This is a genomic window from Streptomyces sp. NPDC002564 (genome assembly GCF_042889645.1).
Taxonomy (GTDB): domain Bacteria; phylum Actinomycetota; class Actinomycetes; order Streptomycetales; family Streptomycetaceae; genus Streptomyces.
Window position 1 is genome coordinate 12426 of record NZ_JBIARE010000001.1, and the last position, 20089, is coordinate 32514.

General features: G+C 73.0%; 17 protein-coding genes. 10 read left to right on the top strand and 7 right to left on the bottom strand.

Going from position 1 to position 20089, the window contains the following annotated elements:
- Positions 1–103: 103 nt before the first annotated feature.
- The 6 genes from ACFYXE_RS00075 to ACFYXE_RS00100 all read left to right on the top strand — a co-directional run bounded on the left by ACFYXE_RS00075 (position 104) and on the right by ACFYXE_RS00100 (position 7039).
- Positions 104–859 carry a redox-sensing transcriptional repressor Rex gene (locus tag ACFYXE_RS00075; RefSeq protein ID WP_389307495.1) on the top strand — a complete coding sequence of 252 codons (756 nt, stop codon included), beginning with the start codon at positions 104–106 and terminating at the stop codon, positions 857–859.
- Positions 856–2217 carry a glutamyl-tRNA reductase gene (locus tag ACFYXE_RS00080; protein ID WP_361170035.1) on the top strand — a complete coding sequence of 454 codons (1362 nt, stop codon included), beginning with the start codon at positions 856–858 and terminating at the stop codon, positions 2215–2217. Before ACFYXE_RS00075 ends, ACFYXE_RS00080 begins: the two co-directional genes overlap by 4 nt.
- Positions 2214–3173: a hydroxymethylbilane synthase gene (hemC, locus tag ACFYXE_RS00085; protein ID WP_361170038.1), complete on the top strand. Its 960-nt coding sequence runs from the start codon at positions 2214–2216 to the stop codon at positions 3171–3173. Before ACFYXE_RS00080 ends, hemC begins: the two co-directional genes overlap by 4 nt.
- Positions 3170–4825 carry a uroporphyrinogen-III synthase gene (locus ACFYXE_RS00090; RefSeq protein WP_361170041.1) on the top strand — a complete coding sequence of 552 codons (1656 nt, stop codon included), beginning with the start codon at positions 3170–3172 and terminating at the stop codon, positions 4823–4825. The genes hemC and ACFYXE_RS00090 overlap by 4 nt, the downstream gene beginning before the upstream one ends.
- Positions 4826–4967: 142 nt before the next feature.
- Positions 4968–5957 carry a porphobilinogen synthase gene (gene hemB, locus ACFYXE_RS00095; RefSeq protein WP_389309414.1) on the top strand — a complete coding sequence of 330 codons (990 nt, stop codon included), beginning with the start codon at positions 4968–4970 and terminating at the stop codon, positions 5955–5957.
- A gap of 104 nt (positions 5958–6061) precedes the next feature.
- Entirely contained in the window at positions 6062–7039 is a 978-nt protein-coding gene (locus ACFYXE_RS00100; protein ID WP_389307498.1) for a zinc-binding dehydrogenase, read from the top strand.
- Between the two features lie 39 nt (positions 7040–7078).
- Here ACFYXE_RS00100 and ACFYXE_RS00105 read toward each other — a convergent pair whose 3' ends face one another.
- The 3 genes from ACFYXE_RS00105 to ACFYXE_RS00115 all read right to left on the bottom strand — a co-directional run bounded on the left by ACFYXE_RS00105 (position 7079) and on the right by ACFYXE_RS00115 (position 9321).
- Complete coding sequence (locus ACFYXE_RS00105; RefSeq protein ID WP_361170050.1) at positions 7079–7975, bottom strand: NAD(P)-binding domain-containing protein; 897 nt, start codon at positions 7973–7975, stop codon at positions 7079–7081.
- Positions 7976–8116: 141 nt separating this feature from the next.
- Positions 8117–8590 carry a carboxymuconolactone decarboxylase family protein gene (locus ACFYXE_RS00110; protein WP_389307501.1) on the bottom strand — a complete coding sequence of 158 codons (474 nt, stop codon included), beginning with the start codon at positions 8588–8590 and terminating at the stop codon, positions 8117–8119.
- A 104-nt stretch (positions 8591–8694) separates the two neighbouring features.
- Positions 8695–9321 carry a DUF4232 domain-containing protein gene (locus tag ACFYXE_RS00115; protein ID WP_389307503.1) on the bottom strand — a complete coding sequence of 209 codons (627 nt, stop codon included), beginning with the start codon at positions 9319–9321 and terminating at the stop codon, positions 8695–8697.
- A 176-nt stretch (positions 9322–9497) separates the two neighbouring features.
- Here ACFYXE_RS00115 and ACFYXE_RS00120 point away from each other — a divergent pair, with 176 nt between their 5' ends.
- Both ACFYXE_RS00120 and ACFYXE_RS00125 read left to right on the top strand, forming a co-directional pair.
- Positions 9498–10784, top strand: coding sequence for a helix-turn-helix domain-containing protein (locus ACFYXE_RS00120; RefSeq protein WP_389307505.1), 1287 nt, complete (start codon positions 9498–9500; stop codon positions 10782–10784).
- 134 nt (positions 10785–10918) lie between these two features.
- The gene (locus tag ACFYXE_RS00125; protein WP_389307507.1) at positions 10919–12130 is read left to right on the top strand and encodes a PLP-dependent aminotransferase family protein; all 1212 of its coding nucleotides are present in this window, start codon (positions 10919–10921) and stop codon (positions 12128–12130) included.
- A 58-nt stretch (positions 12131–12188) separates the two neighbouring features.
- Here ACFYXE_RS00125 and argS read toward each other — a convergent pair whose 3' ends face one another.
- Complete coding sequence (argS, locus tag ACFYXE_RS00130) at positions 12189–13949, bottom strand: arginine--tRNA ligase (RefSeq protein ID WP_389307509.1); 1761 nt, start codon at positions 13947–13949, stop codon at positions 12189–12191.
- 187 nt (positions 13950–14136) lie between these two features.
- On the opposite strand from argS, the gene lysS reads away from it, so the two are divergent.
- Positions 14137–15924 (top strand): lysine--tRNA ligase, encoded by a 1788-nt coding sequence (gene lysS, locus ACFYXE_RS00135; RefSeq protein ID WP_389307511.1) that lies wholly within the window; start codon positions 14137–14139, stop codon positions 15922–15924.
- A gap of 167 nt (positions 15925–16091) precedes the next feature.
- Positions 16092–16301: a hypothetical protein gene (locus ACFYXE_RS00140; RefSeq protein ID WP_389307513.1), complete on the top strand. Its 210-nt coding sequence runs from the start codon at positions 16092–16094 to the stop codon at positions 16299–16301.
- 23 nt (positions 16302–16324) lie between these two features.
- Here ACFYXE_RS00140 and ACFYXE_RS00145 read toward each other — a convergent pair whose 3' ends face one another.
- The 3 genes from ACFYXE_RS00145 to ACFYXE_RS00155 all read right to left on the bottom strand — a co-directional run bounded on the left by ACFYXE_RS00145 (position 16325) and on the right by ACFYXE_RS00155 (position 19994).
- Positions 16325–17815 (bottom strand): DUF2637 domain-containing protein, encoded by a 1491-nt coding sequence (locus ACFYXE_RS00145; protein WP_389307515.1) that lies wholly within the window; start codon positions 17813–17815, stop codon positions 16325–16327.
- 162 nt (positions 17816–17977) lie between these two features.
- Positions 17978–18907, bottom strand: coding sequence for a DUF3558 domain-containing protein (locus ACFYXE_RS00150; protein ID WP_389307517.1), 930 nt, complete (start codon positions 18905–18907; stop codon positions 17978–17980).
- Between the two features lie 142 nt (positions 18908–19049).
- Entirely contained in the window at positions 19050–19994 is a 945-nt protein-coding gene (locus tag ACFYXE_RS00155) for a DUF3558 domain-containing protein (RefSeq protein WP_389307519.1), read from the bottom strand.
- Positions 19995–20089 lie beyond the last annotated feature (95 nt).

The window sequence follows — 20089 nt, forward strand, 5'->3', positions numbered from 1 at the left end:
ACACCATCTTTGTGCACGCGTTCACAAAGACATAGCCTGCATTCGACGGGGCGGTCTGGGGACGAGTGACCGCCTGCAGCCCCGCTCTACCCGCAGGAGCACCGTGGCAACTGGCCGAACTCACCGACCGGCGACCCGCAGCCGAGGGATTCCCGAGGCCACCGTCGCCAGGCTTCCGCTGTACCTCCGAGCCCTCACCGCACTGTCGGAGCGCTCGGTGCCCACGGTCTCCTCCGAGGAGCTCGCGGCCGCCGCGGGGGTCAACTCCGCGAAGCTGCGCAAGGACTTCTCCTACCTCGGCTCCTACGGGACGCGCGGGGTCGGGTACGACGTCGAGTATCTCGTCTACCAGATCTCCCGTGAACTCGGGCTGACCCAGGACTGGCCGGTCGTCATCGTCGGCATCGGTAACCTCGGCGCCGCCCTGGCCAACTACGGCGGGTTCGCCTCCCGCGGCTTCCGGGTCGCCGCGCTCATCGACGCCGACCCGGCCATGGCGGGCACGCCGGTCGCGGGCATGCCGGTGCAGCACACCGACGACCTCGAGAAGATCATCGAGGAGAACGGCGTCTCGATCGGCGTGATCTCGACTCCGGCGGGCGCCGCCCAGCAGGTCTGCGAGCGGCTCGTCGCCGCCGGTGTGACCTCCATCCTGAACTTCGCGCCGACCGTGCTGTCCGTGCCGGACGGCGTCGACGTGCGCAAGGTCGACCTCTCCATCGAGCTGCAGATCCTCGCCTTCCACGAGCAGCGCAAGGCCGGTGAGGACGCGGCCCACGACGGGCCCGTGCCGCCCGTGGCGGCCAAGCAGCAGCGCAAGGGACCCGACGGGGACGTCCCCGCCGTGATGCCGGCATGAGTCTCCTGGTCGTGGGGCTGAGTCACCGCAGCGCCCCGGTGAGCGTCCTGGAGCGCGCCGCGCTCTCCCCCGAGGCGCAGGCCAAGCTCCTGCAGGACGCCCTCGCCGCCGAGCCCGCCGCCGAGGCGGCCGTGCTCGCCACCTGCAACCGCATCGAGCTGTACGCCGACGTGGACAAGTTCCACGCGGGCGTCGCCGAGCTGTCCACGCTGCTCGCCCAGCACAGCGGCGTCGGCCTGGAGGAGCTCACCCCGTATCTGTACGTCCACTACGAGGACCGCGCCGTCCACCACCTCTTCTCGGTGGCGTGCGGGCTCGACTCGATGGTCGTCGGCGAGGGGCAGATCCTCGGGCAGATCAAGGACGCCCTGGCGCGCGCGCAGGACCTGCACACCGCGGGCAAGCTCCTCAACGACCTCTTCCAGCAGGCCCTCAGGGTCGGCAAGCGCGCGCACTCCGAGACCGGCATCGACCGGGCCGGGCAGTCGCTCGTGACCTTCGGCCTCGAACAGCTCGCCGTGCGCGGGCCGGTGGAGGCCTGGGCCAAGGGCAAGCGCACCCTGGTGATCGGCGCGGGCTCGATGTCCTCGCTGGCCGCGGCGACCCTCGCGCGGGCCGGCGTCGAGGAGGTCGTCGTCGCCAACCGCACCCTGGAGCGGGCCGAGCGCCTCGCGCAGATCCTGGGCGAGCCGGGCGGCACGGGCGTCCTCGCGCGCGCGGTGCCCATGGGCGACGTGGCCGCCGAACTGACACGTGCCGACATCGTCGTCTCCTGTACCGGCGCGACGGGACTCGTCCTGACCGCACCGGCCGTGGAGGCCGCGCTGGCCGGGCGTACGGCCCCGCTCGCGCTCCTGGACCTCGCCATGCCGCGCGACATCGACGGCGCCGTGCACCGGGTCGAGGGGGTGCGCCTCGTCGACATCGAGTCGCTCGCCGAGGCCTCCGCGGACGCCCCGATGGCCGACGACGTGGAGAAGGTGCGGGGCCTCGTCTCCGACGAGGTCGCCGCCTTCGGCGCCGCGCAGCGCGCCGCGCACATCACGCCGACCGTGGTCGCCCTGCGCACCATGGCCGCCGACGTGGTGGCCGGTGAGATGGCGCGCCTGGAGGGGCGGCTGCCCGGACTCGAGGACAAGCAGCGCGCGGAGATCACCCAGACCGTGCGCCGCGTCGTCGACAAGCTGCTGCACGCGCCGACGGTGCGGGTCAAGCAGCTGGCGAGCGAGCCCGGCGGCGCCGGGTACGCGGACGCGCTGCGCACGCTCTTCGACCTCGACCCGCAGACGGTCGCGGCGGTCAGCAGGGCTGACCACATGAACAACGAGAACGACGACCCGAATCGAGGCCGGGCATGACCGAGAGGGCTTTTCGGCTCGGGACCAGGCGCAGCAAGCTGGCGATGACCCAGTCCGGCCACGTGGCCGACGCCGTCCGGGAGTTGACGGGGCGCCCCGTCGAGCTGGTGGAGATCACCACGTACGGCGACACCTCGCGCGAGCACCTCGCGCAGATCGGTGGCACCGGCGTCTTCGTCGCCGCCCTGCGCGAGGCGCTGGCCCGAGGTGAGGTCGACTTCGCCGTCCACTCCCTCAAGGACCTGCCCACCGCGCAGCCGGCCGAGCTCACCCTCGCCGCCGTGCCCGAGCGCGAGGACCCGCGGGACGCGCTGATCGCCCGCGACGGCCTGACCTTCGCCGACCTCCCCGAGGGGGCCAGGGTCGGCACCGGTTCGCCGCGCCGCATGGCGCAGCTGAACGCCTACGCGCGCAGCCACGGCATGACCATCGAGACCGTGCCGATCCGCGGGAACGTCGACACCCGCATCGGATACGTGCACCAGGGCGAGCTCGACGCCGTCGTGCTGGCCGCCGCCGGACTCAACCGCGTCGGCAGGGCCGACGAGGTGACCGACTTCCTGTCGGTCGACACCGTTCTGCCCGCCCCCGGCCAGGGGGCACTGGCGATCGAGTGTGCCGCGCACAACGCGTCACTCGCCGCCACGCTCGCCGAGCTCGACGACCCGTACACGCGGGCCGCCGTGACCGCCGAGCGAGCCCTGCTCGCCGCCCTGGAAGCCGGTTGCAGCGCGCCCGTCGGCGCGCTGGCCGACCTCCTGGCCGACGGGCAGATTGTCAAGGAAATGCGCCTGCGCGGCGTCGTCGGTACGACCGACGGCTCGTCGCTGGTGCAGCTGTCCACCACCGGTCCCGTGCCCGAGACGGAGACCCAAGCCATGGCGCTGGGCCGCGAACTCGCGGCCGAGATGCTCGCCAAGGGCGCGGCCGGTCTGATGGGGGAGCGAGCACTTTGAGCCCCACCTCGAACCTTCCCGGCCTTCCCGCACACGGGCACGTCACCTTCCTCGGTGCCGGTCCCGGAGATCCGGGACTGCTGACCCTGCGCGCCGTCGAGGCGCTGGCCCGAGCGGATGTGCTGATCGCCGAGCCCGATGTGCTCGACGTCGTCCGCGTGCATGCCAGGGGAGGTGTGGACACACCCCAGCCGACACCTGACGACACGTCAATGACCGCCGACGCGACGCCGTTCCGAGCTGCCGCCAATCTTGTCATGGCGGCCGCCAAGGGCGGCAGGCGGGTCGTGCGTGCGGTGAGCGGCGACCCGGGCCTCGACACGTACGCGGCCGAGGAGATGCTCGCCTGCGCCGCCGAGGGCATCCCCTTCGAGGTCGTGCCCGGCATCGCGGCCGCCGTCGGTGTGCCCGCGTACGCGGGTGTCCCGCTGCGCGACGCGCAGGGCACGGACGTCCGCTTCGTCGACGCCAGGACCGCCTCCGACCGCTGCTGGAGCGAGGTGGGCGCGTCCGACGGGACCGTCGTCGTCTCCACCGCGCTCGACTCGGTGGCCGCCGCGGCCGGCGAGCTGGTGGCCGCGGGCCGCAAGCCGGACACCCCGATGACGGTGACCGTGGCCGGTACGACGACGCGCCAGCGCACCTGGACCGCGACGCTCGGCACCATCGCGCAGGTCCTCAAGCAGGCGAAGGTGCTGCCCTCGCCGGACGGCGGCCAGCCGGTCATAGCCGTGGTCGGCGAGCGTTCCTCGGCCGCCCAGCGCGAGCAGCTGTCCTGGTTCGAGTCCAAGCCGCTCTTCGGGTGGCGCGTCCTCGTGCCGCGCACCAAGGAGCAGGCGGCCTCGCTCTCCGACCAGCTGCGCTCCTACGGCGCCGTGCCGCACGAGGTCCCGACCATCGCGGTCGAGCCGCCGCGCACGCCCCAGCAGATGGAGCGCGCGGTCAAGGGCCTGGTCACCGGCCGGTACGAGTGGATCGCCTTCACCTCCGTCAACGCCGTCAAGGCGGTGCGCGAGAAGTTCGAGGAGTACGGGCTCGACGCGCGGGCCTTCGCCGGGATCAAGGTCGCGGCCGTCGGCGAGCAGACCGCCGCCGCGCTGGTCGCCTTCGGCGTCAAGCCGGACCTGGTGCCCAGCGGTGAGCAGTCGGCCGCCGGACTCCTGGAGGACTGGCCGCCCTACGACCCGGTCTTCGACCCGATCGACCGCGTCTTCCTGCCGCGCGCGGACATCGCCACCGAGACGCTGGTGGCCGGTCTCATCGACCTGGGCTGGGAGGTCGACGACGTCACCGCCTACCGGACGGTGCGCGCCTCGCCGCCCCCGGCGGACACCCGGGAGGCGATCAAGGGCGGCGGCTTCGACGCGGTCCTGTTCACCTCGTCCTCCACCGTGCGCAACCTCGTCGGCATCGCCGGCAAGCCGCACAACGTGACCGTCATCGCCTGCATCGGCCCCGCCACCGCGAAGACCGCGGAGGAGCACGGGCTGCGGGTGGACGTGATGGCGCCCGAGCCGTCGGTCCACAAGCTGGCCGAGGCGCTCGCCGACTTCGGTTCCCGGCGGCGCGCCGCGGCCCTGGAGGCGGGGGACCCGGTCACCCGGCCCAGCGAGCGCCGTCCCGGCTCGCGCAGGAGGCGGGCGGCGCCCTGACGCCCGCACGGCGTACCGTGAAATCACCGGCTTCGCCGAGTTCGTCCTCAAGCGCCGGACAGGCTGGATCTTCCCAGCCCGTCCGGCGCTCGTGGTTCGGCGGCGGGTGCCGGGTCCGACACAGCGTGAGGTGAGAGAGACAGTGACGACGTACGGATCCTTCCCCGGCACGCGGCCGCGCAGGCTGCGCACCACTCCCGTCATGCGGCGCATGGTGGCCGAGACGCGCCTGCACCCGGCCGACCTGATCCTGCCCGCGTTCGTGCGCGAGGGGATCACCGAGCCGGTGGGGATCGAGGCGATGCCCGGCGTGTACCAGCACACCCGCGACAGCCTGAAGAAGGCCGCGGTCGACGCGGTGACGGCCGGGGTCTCGGGGATCATGCTCTTCGGTGTGCCGGAGGAGTCGAAGAAGGACGCCCTGGGCACGCCGGGCACGGACCCGGACGGCATCCTGCAGGTCGCGCTGCGCGACGTGCGGGCCGAGGTCGGCGACGACCTCCTCGTGATGTCGGACGTGTGCCTGGACGAGACCATCGACCACGGGCACTGCGGTGTCCTGGACGACCGGGGCCGGGTGGACAACGACGCGACCCTGGAGCGGTACGCCGAGATGGCGCAGGTCCAGGCCGACGCGGGCGCCCATGTGGTCGGCCCGAGCGGCATGATGGACGGCCAGATCGGCGTCATCCGGGACGCGCTGGACCAGGCCGGGCACGAGGACGTCGCGATCCTCGCGTACACCGCGAAGTACTCCTCGGCCTTCTACGGCCCCTTCCGCGAGGCCGTCGGCTCGTCACTCAAGGGCGACCGCAAGACCTACCAGCAGGACCCGGCCAACAGCCGGGAGTCCCTGCGGGAGCTGGCGCTCGACCTCGAAGAGGGCGCCGACATGGTGATGGTCAAGCCCGCGGGCCCCTACCTCGACGTCCTGGCCCGGATCTCCGACGCGTCCGACGTGCCGGTGGCGGCGTACCAGATCAGCGGCGAGTACTCGATGATCGAGGCCGCCGCGCAGCGCGGCTGGATCGACCGGGACAAGGCGATCATGGAGTCGCTGACGGGGATCAAGCGCGCGGGCGCGAACATGATCCTCACCTACTGGGCGACCGAGGTCGCGCGGCAGCTCTGACCCGCGAAGGAGATCCGCTGCCCGGCGGCTCTTGACCTCAACCTTGGTTGAGGTCGGAGGGTGGGGTGCATCGACGTTCGTCACCGCGAAACGAGGAGCACCCCATGCGCGCCGTTGTCCTGCACCAGTTCGGTCCCGCCGAGAACCTGCGCCCCCAGACCCTGCCCGACCCCGTCGCGGGGCCGGGGCAGGTGCGGATCGCGGTACGCGCGGCGGGGGTCCACTTCGTCGAGACCGTGATGCGCAAGGGCGAGGCGTCCGACATGGCGCCGCCGCTGCCCGAGCTGCCCGCGGTGCTGGGCGGCGAGGTCGCCGGCGTCGTGGACGCGGTGGGCGACGGCGTCGACCCCGGGTGGCTCGGGCGGTCCGTGGTGGTCCCGCGCTCGGCCCCCGGCGGGTACGCCGAGCTGACCGTCGCCGACGCGGACACCGCGCACGAGGTCCCGGACGGGCTCGGCTTCGAGGCCGCGGTGACCATGGTGATGACCGGGGCCACCACCATGGGCCTGCTGGACTCCGCCCGGCTGCGCCCCGACGACGTGGTCCTGGTGACGTCCGCCGCCGGGGGCGTGGGACGGCTCGTGGTGCAGTACGCGCACGCCCTGGGGGCCACGGTGATCGGCGCGGCCGGTGGACAGGCGAAGGTCGACGCGGTGCGGGAGCTCGGCGCCGACATCGCCGTCGACTACAACAGGCCGGGCTGGGAGCGCGAGGTCGCCGAGCGGCTCGGCGGGCGGCGGGTGACCGCCGTGCTCGACGGTGTGAGCGGCGAAAAGGGCGCGGCCGCCTTCGAGCTGATCGCCGACGGGGGCCGGTACGTCGTCATCGGCTGGGCCGCGCAGGAGGACTTCCGGCCCGACCCCGCGGTGCTCGCCGAGCGGGACATCACCGTCACCAACGCGCTGCTGCAGCTGATCGGCGCCCCCGAGAAGGGCCCCGACCGCGAGCGGGAGGCGCTGGCGGCCGCCGCCAAGGGGCAGTTGGTGCCCGCCTTCCAGGCGTTTCCGCTGGAGCGGGCGGCCGAGGCGCACGCCGCCCTCGAGCGGCGGCAGACCACGGGCAAGGTGGTCCTGGTCCCCTGAGCGCCGGTCCTTCCGGCGCGCCGGTCCCCCCTGCGGACGTCAGTCCTTCGTGAGCAGCAGGGCCAGCCGGGAGAGGCCGTCGGCGCCGTGGCCCTGCTCCACCGCCCGGTCCAGGAGGTCCTGCAGCGGGTCGAACAGCTCGGTGCGCAGGCCCTGCCGGGTGAACGCCTCGGTGAAGTTGGCGAACGCCGCGCGGTTCATGGCGAGGTTCGAGACGTCCGTGAGGTGCTGCCCGGAGTCGAGGGCCGCGGCGCCGCCCGTCACGACGCCCCGGGTCATCGCGACGACGAAGTCGTCCAGGAGCGGCGCCAGGTCACCGGCCGCCAGGCCCTCGCTGCGGATCAGTGCGAAGGCCTGGGAGACGCCCATGACCATGCCGTACATCCCGGTGAGCAGCGCCAGGTCGTACAGCGCGGCGTGACCGGGGTCGGTGCCGACCCACCGGGGGTCGGCGAGCGCGGCCAGCGTCGGCCGGTGCGCCGCGAACGCGGCCTCGTCGCGGCCGCTGTAGAAGATGTACGCGCCGGGCGTGGCGATCATCTGCGGGACGGCCATGATGCCGCCGTCGAGGTAGGTGATGCCGTGGGCCGCCGCCCAGTCCGCGAGCTCCCGCGCCTGGTCCGGGGTGCCGTTGGTCAGGTTGACCAGGGTGCGCCCGGCGAGCGCGTCGGCCTCCGGCGCCAGCAGGGCGCGCACCGCGTCGTTGGTCGTGAGGCAGACGACGACGAGGTCGCTCGCGGTGATCGCGGCCCGTGCGGTGCCGGCGGGGACGGCGCCGCGGTCGGCCAGCGGCCCGGTTCTGGACCGGGTGCGGTTCCAGACGGTCGTCGGGTGCCCCGCCGCGACCAGGGCGGACGCGAGGGCGGAACCCATCAGGCCGAGACCGAGGACGGTGACGGGGCCGGGCGAGTCGGTCGTACGGGTGGTGCCGGTCACGGGGGAGCTCCTTCGAGGGCGCTGCGTCGGGGACGCGTTCGATCCTCGTGCGGCTCCCGGGGGCGGACAAGTACCGACTTTTTTGTGCGGTACTCACCAAAAGGTGTGTGAGCCGGTGGGAGCTCCCCGTGCCGGGGGCGGTCAGCCGAACTGGCCGGGCCGGTAGTCGCCCGCGGGCTGCTGGAGGATGACGTTCAGCCGGTTGAAGCTGTTGATGAGGGCGATCAGCGTCACCAGGCCGGTGAGCTGCTCCTCGTCGAAGTGCTTGGCCGCATTGGCCCACACGTCGTCGGGGACGCCGCCCGCCGCGTCGGCGAGGCGGGTGCCCTCCTCGGTCAGCTCCAGCGCCGCGCGCTCGGCCTCGGTGAAGACCTTCGCCTCGCGCCACGCGGCGACCAGGTTCAGCCGCGTCGAGGTCTCGCCGGCCGCGGCCGCCTCCTTGGTGTGCATGTCCAGGCAGAAGCCGCAGCCGTTGATCTGGCTCGCGCGGATCTTCACCAGCTCCTGCGTCGCGGCCGGCAGCCCCGTGTCCGAGACGACCTTGCCCACCGCGGTCAGGTGCTTCAGGGCCTTGCTCGCGGTCGGGCTCGCGAAGACGTTCAAACGGGCTTCCATGGTGTGCTCCTGTGCCGTTGTTCGTGCGGGGTCCTTCACAGCTATGACGGACCGACCCGACGAAATTGTGACAGGAGCCGATGTGACCTGCGTCTCCCGCGAGGTCACCAGCTCAGGGCGTCCTCGCGGGTCGCCTGCCAGTAGGTGGTCGTGACCGAGCTGTCCACGTACACGCCGCCCGCGGGGAGCTTGAGGTCGGCCGGGGCGCCGACGCTGCCGTCCATCGCGCGGTTGGCGAAGTGCACGCGCAGCCGGTGGGCGGTGCGGCCGTGCGTCCCGCTGCCGTCGGCCGCCGAGGTGCGCACGCCCGCGTACGCGGACCGGCCGGGCTCCAGCGTGACGACCGCCTGCGGTACGGAGTCGCGGTCGACGGCGGCGGACGCCTGGGCGTCGTCGAAGCGGAGGTAGGGCGCGTTGTAGGCGTAGCAGGGCTTGCTGCCGGTGTTGGTGGCGGTGATCAGGAGGTGGTTGAGCGGGCGGGTCACCTTGGTCACCGTCACCTTGGTGGTGGCCGCCGTGCAGGTGACCGTCCGGCCGGCGTCGGCGGAGCGTCCGGCGCTGGGCTCCGGCGTCGCGCGGTGCTGGGTGGTCGCCCCGGCCACGAGCGTGGCCGCTCCCTCGTCCCGGGTGCCGGTGCCGTCGGAGCAGGCCGCCAGGGAGAGGGTGCCGACGGCGAGGGCGGCGGCCGCGACGGCGCGGGCGGTGAGGATGCGGGAACCGGTGCGGGGCATGGCTGGTCCTTAATGTGTGCCGGATTCGGCGGGCTGGGTCGACCACAGCTTGCGCGGAGTCCTGTCCCGGTCGCCACGGGTGACGGGGAGTTGGGGACGCTGGAACGCCCGCACCGGCTCTGGCCTGGGGGAATGCCGTCCCCCTGGAACACGTGACTGGAATGGGGCAGGTGGACATGGCGTCGCTCGCGGAGCTGCTGCGGGAGCTCAAGGAGCGGTCCGGGCTCAGCTACGGGGTGCTGGCCAAGCGGCTGCACATGAGTGCGTCGACGGTGCACCGCTACTGCAACGGGGACGCGGTGCCCACGGACTTCGCCCCCGTCGAGCGGTTCGCCCGGCTGTGCGGGGTGACCCCGGAGGAGCTGATGGAGATCCACCGGCGGTGGATCCTGGCGGACGCGGACCGGGGCCGCAAGGCCGCGCCGCCCGCCCCGCCCCGGTCCACCACGCCCGCCACGCCCACCACCCTCGAAACCGCCGCCCCCACCCCTCCCGAGCCCGCCACTCCCGGCACCACTCCCGAGCCCGCCGCCCCGGAGCCCGCCACTCCCGAAACCGCCCCCGCCGAGCCCCACCACACCGCCCCGCACCCGACCCCGCACTCCGCCCCGCCCCCGGCCCCCGACCAGCCCCGCCACCCCGCCCCGGAAGCCCCCGCCCCCGTACCCCCTGCGTCGCCCCCGCCCCCGCCCCGCAGGCGCCGCACCCTCGTCCTCGCGGCCGTCGTCGTCGCCGTCGTCGCGGCGGGCTCCGTCGCCCTCGCCCTGAGCGACCGGGGCGGGGACCGGGGCGGCGACCGGCGGGCCGGGGGCGCCGCCACCCCGTCGGACCGGGGCGCCTCGCCGTCCCGGAGTCCCGGCGAGGGCGGGGACTCCGGCGCGCCGCTGACGGCACGCACCAGGCCGTACGCCTACGACCACGCGTGCGACCAGGACTTCCTGGTGAACCGGAAGGCCGGCGAGGTGCCCGAGCGGCCCCTGAAGGAGGACTGGCCCGGCTGGGTCGGCGACCTCGGCGCCGTCTCGGCGGGCCGCCAGCGCGTCGAGGTCACCGTCCAGGGCACGGGCAGGGACACCGTCGTCCTCCAGGACATGAACGTCCGCGTACAGAGCACCGGTGCCCCCCTGGAGTGGAGCGCCTTCGGGATGGGCAGCGGCTGCCACGGCAGGGCGCCCGCCGAGGAGTTCCGCGTCGACCTCGACGAGGCGGCCCCGGGCGTCCGGCACCAGGACGGGCGGCGCGACTTCCCGTACAAGGTCAGCGAGAACGACCGCGAGGTCTTCCACGTCACCGCCGCCACCCGGCTGCACGACGTGCGCTGGTACCTGGAGATCGAGTGGTCCAGCGGCACGCGGCACGACGTGCTGCGCGTCGACGACCAGGGCAAGCCGTTCCGCACCAGCGGGGACCGGGGGCGCCCGCGGTACGAGTGGAACGGCGGGTGGAAGAGCGCGCAGCGCTGAGCCGGGGCCGGGTGCCGGGGCCGGGGAAGGGCGGGCCCGGCCCCCGCCGGTCCGCATCCCGGAATGACGTGTGTAGCCCGCACCCACCTGCCTAGGGTGCGGGCTACACCGCCAGAGCCGAAGGAGCCGTCGCCGTGACCGTCGCCGAGCCAGTCCCCACCGCCCCGCCCATGCCGCCGCTCGCCCCGCGCGCCGCCACGGTCGGCGGCTCGCCGGTACGGGACATCCTCGCCGTCACCGCACGGCCCGAGGTCATCAACTTCGCGGGCGGCCTGCCCGCCCCCGGCCTCTTCGACAGCGAGGGCATCGCGGCCGCCTTCCGCGCGGTGCTCGCCGAGACGCCCGAGCGGGCTCTGCAGTACTCGACCACCGAGGGCGAACCCGCGCTGCGCACCGCCATAGCCGCCCGCACGACCGCCCGCGGCCTGCCGACCGGCGCCGACGACGTGCTCGTGACCACCGGCTCCCAGCAGGCGCTCTCGCTGCTCGCGACCGCCCTGATCGAGCCCGGCGACACCGTCCTGGTCGAGAACCCCTGCTACCTGGCGGCCCTGCAGGCCTTCGCCTTCGCGGGCGCCCGCGTGCTGCCCGTGCCCTGCGACGCGGCCGGCATCGACCCCGCCGCCCTCGACGAACTCGTCGCCCTGCACCGCCCCAAGCTGCTCTACACCGTCCCCACCTTCCAGAACCCGACCGGGCGCACCCTGCCCGCCGACCGGCGCGCGGCCGTCGCCGAGGTCGCCCGGCGGCGCGGCCTGTGGATCGTCGAGGACGACCCGTACGGCGAGTTGCGCTTCGAGGGCGAGCGGGTGCCGTGGATCGCCACCCACCCCGGGGCGGTGGAGCGGACCGTGCTGCTCGGCAGCTTCTCCAAGATCATGGCGCCCGGTCTGCGGCTCGGCTGGCTGCGGGCGCCCGCCGGGCTGCTGCGCGCCTGCGCGGTGGCCAAGCAGGCCGCCGACCTGCACACCCCCACCGTCAACCAGCTCGCCGCGGCCCGGTACCTGGCCGACCGCGACCTGGACGCGCACGTGGCCCGGGTCGCCGGGATCTACCGCGAACGGCGCGACGCGCTGCTCGCCGGGCTCCCCGACGCCCTCCCGGAGGGCTCCGGCTGGCTGCGGCCCGAGGGCGGCATGTTCGTGTGGGCGCGGCTGCCCGACGGCCACGACACGACCGAGCTGCTGCGCACGGTCATCACCCACGACGTGGCGTACGTCCCCGGCGCGCCGTTCTTCGCGGGCGAGCCCGACCGGGCGACGCTGCGGATGTGCTTCGTGACGCAGTCCCCGGACGAGATCGCGGAAGGGCTGCGGCGGCTGGGCAGGGGGCTCGGCCGGAGCTGAGCGGAAGCGACGACGGGCCCCGCACCGATCCGGTGCGGGGCCCGTCGTCGTCCGCGGGTCAGAGGCGCTCGGGCGTCCTGATGCCCAGCAGCGCCATGCCCCGGTGCAGGGTGCGGGCCGTGATGTCGCACAGGAACAGGCGGTTCTCGACCTGCGCCGGGGTGTCCGCCTTGAGGACCGGGCACTTGTCGTAGAACGAGGTGTACAGCGACGCCAGCTGGTAGAGGTACGCCGCCAGCTTGTGCGGCGCGTACTCCGCGGCGGCCTCCGCGAGCGTGTCGCCGAACGCGTCCGCGTGCAGGCCCAGCGCCCGCTCCGCCGGGGCCAGTTCGAGCTCGGGGTGCGCCGCGGGACGCGTGTCCGCGCCCGCCTTGCGCAGGATCGACTGGATCCTGGCGTACGCGTACTGCAGGTACACCGACGTGTCGCCGTTCAGCGACACCATCTGGTCCAGGTCGAACTTGTAGTCGCGGTTCGCCGACGTCGACAGGTCCGCGTACTTCACGGCGCCGATGCCGACCTGCGCCGCCCGCTCCTGGATCTCCTCCTCGGAGAGGTCCCGCGCCTTCTCGCGCACCACCTCGGCGGCCCGCTGCACCGCCTCGTCGAGCAGGTCCTCCAGGCGCACCGTCTCGCCCTCACGGGTCTTGAACGGCTTGCCGTCCGCGCCGAGCACCGTGCCGTAGCCCATGTTGTGCGCGGTGACCTCGTCGTTCAGCCAGCCCATCCGGCGGGCCGCCCCGAAGACCATCTTGAAGTGCAGCGACTGCCGCACGTCCACCACGTACAGCAGGGTCGTCGCGTGCAGGCCGAGGACGCGGTCGCGGATCGCCGACAGGTCGGAGGCCGCGTACCCGAAGCCGCCGTCCGCCTTCTGCACGATCAGCGGGACCGGCTTGTCGTCCTTGCCCTTGATGTCGTCGAAGAACACGACGAGCGCGCCCTCGGAACGCACCGCGACACCCGACTCCTCCAGGAGCCGCGCCGTCTCGGCCATCATGTCGTTGTACGCGGACTCGCCGACGATCTCGTCGTCGCGGACCTCCATGTCCAGCTTCTCGAAGACCGAGTAGAAGTAGACCTTCGACTCGTCCACGAACCGCTGCCAGAGGTCGAGCGTCTCCTTGTCGCCGGACTGCAGGGCGACGACCCGCTTGCGGGCCCGCTCCTTGAACGCCTCGTCCGCGTCGAAGACCGCACGGGAGGCCTTGTACACGCGGTTCAGGTTGCTCATGGCCTGCTCGCCGTCGACATCCGCGGCCGGGGCCAGCTGGTCGGGGTTCTCCAGCAGGTACTGGATGAGCATGCCGAACTGGGTGCCCCAGTCGCCGATGTGGTGGCGGCCGATCGTCTTCTCGCCGGTGAAGTCCAGCATGTGGCGCAGCGCGTCGCCGATGACGGCGGACCGCAGGTGGCCGACGTGCATCTCCTTCGCCACGTTCGGCTGGGCGTAGTCGATGACCGTGGTGCCCGCGTCCGCGTTGAGCGGGACGCCGAGCCGGTCGCCGTCGGCCGCCCGGGCCGCGAGGGTCTCGGTGATGGCCTTGTCGGTCACCGTCACGTTCAGGAAGCCGGGGCCCGACACCTCGACGTCGGCCAGCAGGTCACCGGCCGTGATCCTCTCGACGACCTGGGTGGCGAGCTCCCGCGGCTTGGCCTTGGCCTTCTTCGCGAGCGCCAGGATGCCGTTGGCCTGGAAGTCGGCCCGGTCGCTACGTCGCAGCAGCGGGTCCGCGGCGCCGGCTTCCGGCAGGGCAGCCGAGAGGGCGTCCGCGAGGCGCTGGTGGACGGAGGCGGTGAGGGACGTGACCGGGGCCATGAGCTTCCGTTCTCGTAAGTCTTCGGCGTGCGAAAAGGGGATGCGTGAGCGTGCCCGTCGAGTGTCCCATGAGCGCGGCGGCGCTTTCTCCTCGATAACGGCGGCCCGGCGCAACCCCGGAGCGGGTCCCGCCGTCTGGGAGAATGGCGTACGCCGGATTCCAGGAACCCCGAGGAAACAAGAGGACGTGCCGATCGTGGCAGCTCAGAGCACCGATACCACCGACTGGGTCTCCCGCTACGCGGACGAGGTCATCGCCGAGTCGGAGCGTCGTGCCCCGGGCAAACCCGTCGTCGTCGCCTCCGGCCTCTCCCCGTCGGGACCGATCCACCTCGGCAACCTCCGCGAGGTCATGACCCCGCACCTGGTCGCCGACGAGATCCGCCGCCGCGGGCACGAGGTCCGCCACCTCATCTCCTGGGACGACTACGACCGGTACCGCAAGGTGCCGAACGGCGTCCCGGGCATCGACGACTCCTGGGCCGAGCACATCGGCAAGCCCCTGACGTCCGTCCCGGCCCCGGCCGGCTCCGCCCACCCGAACTGGGCCGAGCACTTCAAGGCCGCGATGACCGCGTCGCTGGCCGAGCTCGGCGTCGAGTACGACGGGATCAGCCAGACCGCGCAGTACACCTCGGGTGTCTACCGCGAGCAGATCCTGCACGCCATGAAGCACCGCGGCGACATCGACGCGATCCTCGACCAGTACCGCACCAAGAAGGACCCGGCCAAGGCGGGCAAGGGCGGCAAGCAGGCGCAGAAGCCCGTCGACGAGGCCGAGCTGGAGGCCGCCGAGGGCTCCGGCGCCGCCTCCGAGGACGACGGCAGCGACGGCACCGGCGGCTACTACCCGTACAAGCCCTACTGCGGGCAGTGCGAGAAGGACCTGACGGCCGTCGTCTCCTACGACGACGAGACCACCGAGCTCGTCTACACCTGCACGGCGTGCGGCTTCGGCGAGACGGTCCGGCTCAGCGAGTTCAACCGCGGCAAGCTGGTCTGGAAGGTCGACTGGCCCATGCGCTGGGCGTACGAGGGCGTCATCTTCGAGCCCTCCGGCGTCGACCACTCCTCACCCGGCTCGTCCTTCGTCGTCGGCGGCCAGATCGTCCGGCAGATCTTCGACGGCGTCCAGCCCATCGGCCCCATGTACGCCTTCGTGGGCATCTCCGGCATGGCGAAGATGTCGTCCTCCAAGGGCGGCGTGCCGACCCCGGCCGACGCCCTGAAGATCATGGAGGCGCCGCTGCTCCGCTGGCTGTACGCCCGCCGCAGGCCCAACCAGTCCTTCAAGATCGCCTTCGACCAGGAGATCCAGCGGCTCTACGACGAGTGGGACAAGCTGGAGGCCAAGGTCGCCGGGGGCACCTCCCCGGCTTCCGGGGGCGGGGCCGTGCTGCCCGCCGACGCCGCCGCGCACAGCCGCGCGGTGCGCACCGCCGCCGGGGAGCTGCCGCGCACCCCGCGCCCGCTGCCCTACCGCACGCTGGCCTCCGTCGCCGACATCACCGCGGGCGCCGAGGACCAGACCCTGCGCATCCTGCGCGACCTGGACCCCGCCGACCCGATCACCTCCCTCGACCAGGCCCGCCCGCGCCTGGACCGCGCCGAGAACTGGATCACCACCCAGGTCCCGGCCGACGCCCGCACCGTCGTGCGCACCGAGCCGGACACCGAGCTCCTGAACTCGCTGGACGACGCGGGCCGCGAGTCGCTGCGCCTCCTCCTGGAGGGCCTGGACTCGCACTGGTCCCTGGACGGTCTCACCCACCTCGTCTACGGCGTGCCGAAGGTGCAGGCGGGCTTCTCCGCGGACACGACCGCCAAGGAGCTGCCGGCCGAGATCAAGGTGGCGCAGCGCTCGTTCTTCGCGCTCCTGTACCGCCTGCTCGTGACCCGTGAGACCGGCCCGCGGCTGCCCACGCTGCTGCTCGCGGTCGGCGCCGACCGGGTCAGGAAGCTGCTGGCCGGCTAGTACCGCCGCCCCGGCCGCCCGTGCCGGGACCGAGGGCCCCGCTCCTGCCGGAGCGGGGCCCTCGCGCATGCCGGGGTGTTCTCGGGGCGGGGGTGCATCCTTCGGACTACCGGGGATTCGGCCTGAGGCAGGACGCGGGCCGCGTCTCCGGATCCGATCATGGACGCATGAAGGAAATCATTGGCATCGTCGGTTGGGTCCTGGGAATCCAGGGCGGCCTCGGCGCCGTCGGGCAGACGTTCGGCGACGAGCCCTGGGGCATGATGAAGAACTGGTGGGACGTCCCCACGCCCGGATACCTCGCCCTCGCCGCGGCGGGCGCGGCCCTCGCGTTCTACGGGGAGTCCGCGAAGCGGCGGCGCAAGGCGCGCGGCTGATCCCGGCCGCGCGCCCGCCCCCGCTACGCGATGTGGTCCTCCATCAGCTCGTTGTCGAGCCGGGCCGTGAAGCGGTCCATGTAGTTGTTCAGCTCGCGCGACTGGAGGCGCAGCCCGAACGCCGCCTCCGCGTTGGCCGCGAACGCGCCCGGGGTCGGCATGCCCTCACCCTCTATCGAGTGCCGGAAGACCTGGTACAGGTCCTCGTCGGTGGGGGCGGACGCCGGGGCCGGGCCCTGCGCCGGGCCGGACCCGGGCTGCGGGATGCCGTCGCCGAGCGGACGGGTGCCGCCCGCGCCGTTCGGCACGGGGAACTCCGGGCCCTGCTGCGGCTGCGGGCCCTCGGGGCCGTGACCCTGGGCCTGCTGCTGCTCGAACGCCTGCTGCTGCTCGAACGCCTGCTGTTGTTCGAAGGCCTGCTGCTGGTAGGCCTGTTGAGCCTGCTCGGCGGTCTGGTGGGGTTCGCCGGCCGCCTGGCGGCGCTCCTGCTCGGCGTACCACTCGTCGTAGGGCACCACCGGCGCGTACGAGGCGTTGTGCGCCGAGAACCAGGGGCTCGCGTGATTGGCCACGGGGAGGTTCTCCTCCTGCGGCTGCTGATCCTGCGGCTGCTGGTCCTGGGGCCGGGCCTGCTCCTGGTCGTGCTCCGGGGCCTGCTCCTGCCCCTGCTCCGGGGCCTGTTCCGGGGTGTCGGGTCCGGACCCGGCGGGCGCGGCCCGCGGTGCCGGGACCGTGCCGGCTCCGGCCGCGGCCCCGGCCTCCTCGCGCGCGGGCGCGGCCGGCAGCTGCGGCTGGACGTGCCCGACCTGTGCCGGGGCGGGCGGCAGCAGCACCGGCTCGATGCCTGCCGCGGCGAGCCCGGCCGGGGCGGTCTCCGCCAGCGGCACCCCGAAGCGCGCCAGGCGCAGCGGCATCAGCGACTCGACCGGTGCCTTGCGCCGCCACGCCCTGCCGTACCGGGCCTGCAGGCGCGCCTGGTAGACCAGCCGCTCCTGTTCGAGCTTGATGACCTGCTCGTAACTGCGCAGCTCCCACAGCTTCATCCGGCGCCACAGCTTGAACGTCGGTACGGGCGACAGCAGCCAGCGCGTGATGCGCACGCCCTCCATGTGCTTGTCGGCGGTGATGTCCGCGATCCGGCCCACCGCGTGCCGGGCCGCCTCGACCGCGACCACGAAGAGCATCGGGATCACCGCGTGCATGGCCACGCCCAGCGGATCGCCCCAGCTGGAGGCCGCGTTGAACAGGATCGTGCCCGCCGTGAGCAGCCACGCCGTCTGCCGCAGCAGCGGGAAGGGGATGCGCAGCCAGGTGAGCAGGAGGTCCAGGGCGAGCAGCACGCAGATGCCCGCGTCGACACCGATGGGGAAGACCACCGAGAAGCCGCCGAAGCCCTTCTTCTCCGCGAGTTCGCGCACGGCCGTGTACGACCCCGCGAAGCCGATCCCGGCGATGACGACCGCACCGGCGACGACGACTCCGATGAGTATCCGGTGCGTGCGTGTCAGCTGCATCGCGGCCACCCGCGAACCCCTCCCTGTTCAAGGCCTCTGTCGGCTTGTTGCGAGCGACAGCCTGGCACATGCGTGCGGAAGGCCGTGTGCCGGTACGCCCGGAGCCCGGCCCACGAGGGGCCGGGCTCCGGTCAACGTGCCTGGTGGAAGCGCGAGTTGAGGTCAGGACTTGCTGTCGGCGGCCTTCTTCGCGTCCGCCTTGGCGTCGTCCTTGTCCGCCGACTCCTTCGACTCCTTCGAGTCCTTCGGCTCCTTGGACTCCTTCGACTTGGCGTCCTTGTCGTCCTTGGCGTCCTTCGACGCGTCCGACTTCGGCTTCGCGCTCGAATCGGAGTCGTCCTTGCCGCCGCCGATGTTGGCGTTGACGACCGCGTCCGCGGCCTCCTTGGCCGCCTTCTCCGCGCTCTTCGACAGCGTGCCGGCGTCCGGCGACTTGTCGCCCGCGAGGCCCGCGCCGTTGAAGTCGACGGTGACGACCGCGTTCTCCACGCGGGTCACCAGCGTCTGCTGCTTGAAGGTGTCCTTGTCCTTCTTCAGGTCGTAGCGCACGAGCGTCGCCTGCTGGCCCACGCCCTTGACCGGCTCCGCCTTGACGCTCTTCGCGTCCTTGGTGGCCTGCGCGTCCTCCACCTGCTTGGCGAAGTTCTCCTGCGCGCGCTTGGCGCCGCTGCCGAGCGAGGAGTCCGACTCGAAGCGCAGCAGCGAGACGCGCAGCCAGCGGAACTGCGAGCCGTCCACGCCGTTGTTGTCGAGGCTGTCCCACGAGCAGCTGCCGCGCAGCTCGGTGTCGCTGGAGGCGCCGGCCTTGCCCGACTTGTCCTTCGCCTTGGGCACCAGGTCCTCAAGGGTCTTCTTCGACAGGACCTTGCAGGGCTCGGGAAGCGTGGCGTACGCGGCCTTCTCGACGCTCGCCGCCTTGTCGCCGGCCTTGGCGGACGCCGAGGCCTTGGCGCCCGAGTCCTTCTTGCCGTCGGAGCCGGAGTCCGAGCCGGAGTCGGAGGAGCAGCCGGCCACGAGGAGGGCCGGTACGGCGGCCGCGCAGACGAGGAGGCGGCTGCGGAGCTGTCGCTTTCGCTGTGCAGGTCGGTGCATGGTTCCTTCACTCTGTTCGTCTCGTGACGTCCAGTTCGTCTCGTGACGTCGTCGGGTCCGGGGCCACGGTACGCGCACCGGACGGCGGGCGGCTCCGCTTCACCGGAGCGCGGGCCCCGGCCGGAACGGATCCGGCCGCCCCTTACTCGTCGAACTCCCCGGCCAGCTGATCGGCCAGTTCCTGCGCTTTGTCCTGCATTTCCTTGCTGTCGGGGACGTCCGTGCGGCGGCCGGGCTGCTCGTCGTACTCGATGGTCACCACGACGTTCGACGTGCGGAACACCACAGTCACGGTGCGGTGACGGGAGGCCGACGCGGCGGTGGTGAGGGCGTCGTCGAGGAACGCCTCGTCGCCGAGGTCGCCGAGCGTGCGGGGTTCGAGGCCGGGGGGCGGGGTGGCGGGCCCGGTGGCGGCCGACGCGTCCTCGTCGTCGGCGCCGTCCTTGCCCTCTGCGTCCTCTGCGGGCCCCGCGCCCTTGCCCTTGTCCCCGGCGGCCTTGCCCTTGTCGTCGTCGCTCCGGCCGCGCTTGCCGCCCTGCGCCTTGTCGCCCGCCTCGGTGTCCCCGGCCTTGTCGGAGCCGGCGGACTCGGTGCCCGCGTCGCCGTCGTCCTGCGGGGCGTCGCCGGAGGGGCGGCTCAGGCCCGCCTCGCGCAGCTTGGTCGCGTAGACCTCGGCGGCGCGGGCGTCGTCGCTGACCGTGCCGTCGTAGGAGACGACGCGCTCGAAGTCGATCAGCAGGTGGTGGGAGGCGCCGGACGACTCGACCTTCCAGTTGCAGCCCACCCGCCGGTCGGTGTCGTAGGTCACCGTGGGCGTGCCCTCGTACGCCTTCTCGCGCTGCTCGGCGTCGGTCATCTCCGGGATGCCGGGCAGCATCGAGTCGAGGGTGTCGTGGTCCACCTCGCCGCAGGGCTCGGGCAGGGTGCGGTACTTGCCGGGCTGGACCGGGGCTGTGGTGCCCCCGCCGCCGCCCGGCTTGGAGTCGTCGCTCTCGTCGCCGAGGCCGGAGCCGCCGCTGCAGCCGGCCAGCAGCACCGCGAGGAGTGCGGCGACACCGGGAACACAGGCCTTGGCCTTCCGCTGCACCGTGATGGCTCCTCTCGCCGGGTTCTGCCTGGATATTCGGTTGCCGCCGGTGGGCGGCCGGTGGAGACAATGTGTATCGCACGCGCTGCCGTGGA

Coding starts and splice junctions, on each gene's coding strand:
- ACFYXE_RS00080 (WP_361170035.1), top strand. CDS start 856: ATGAGTCTCCTGGTCGTGGGGCTGAGTCACCGCAGCGCCCCGGTGAGC.
- hemC (WP_361170038.1), top strand. CDS start 2,214: ATGACCGAGAGGGCTTTTCGGCTCGGGACCAGGCGCAGCAAGCTGGCG.
- ACFYXE_RS00100 (WP_389307498.1), top strand. CDS start 6,062: ATGCGCGCCGTTGTCCTGCACCAGTTCGGTCCCGCCGAGAACCTGCGC.
- ACFYXE_RS00110 (WP_389307501.1), bottom strand. CDS start 8,590: ATGGAAGCCCGTTTGAACGTCTTCGCGAGCCCGACCGCGAGCAAGGCC.
- ACFYXE_RS00115 (WP_389307503.1), bottom strand. CDS start 9,321: ATGCCCCGCACCGGTTCCCGCATCCTCACCGCCCGCGCCGTCGCGGCC.
- ACFYXE_RS00120 (WP_389307505.1), top strand. CDS start 9,498: ATGGCGTCGCTCGCGGAGCTGCTGCGGGAGCTCAAGGAGCGGTCCGGG.
- argS (WP_389307509.1), bottom strand. CDS start 13,949: ATGGCCCCGGTCACGTCCCTCACCGCCTCCGTCCACCAGCGCCTCGCG.
- ACFYXE_RS00140 (WP_389307513.1), top strand. CDS start 16,092: ATGAAGGAAATCATTGGCATCGTCGGTTGGGTCCTGGGAATCCAGGGC.
- ACFYXE_RS00145 (WP_389307515.1), bottom strand. CDS start 17,815: ATGCAGCTGACACGCACGCACCGGATACTCATCGGAGTCGTCGTCGCC.
- ACFYXE_RS00150 (WP_389307517.1), bottom strand. CDS start 18,907: ATGCACCGACCTGCACAGCGAAAGCGACAGCTCCGCAGCCGCCTCCTC.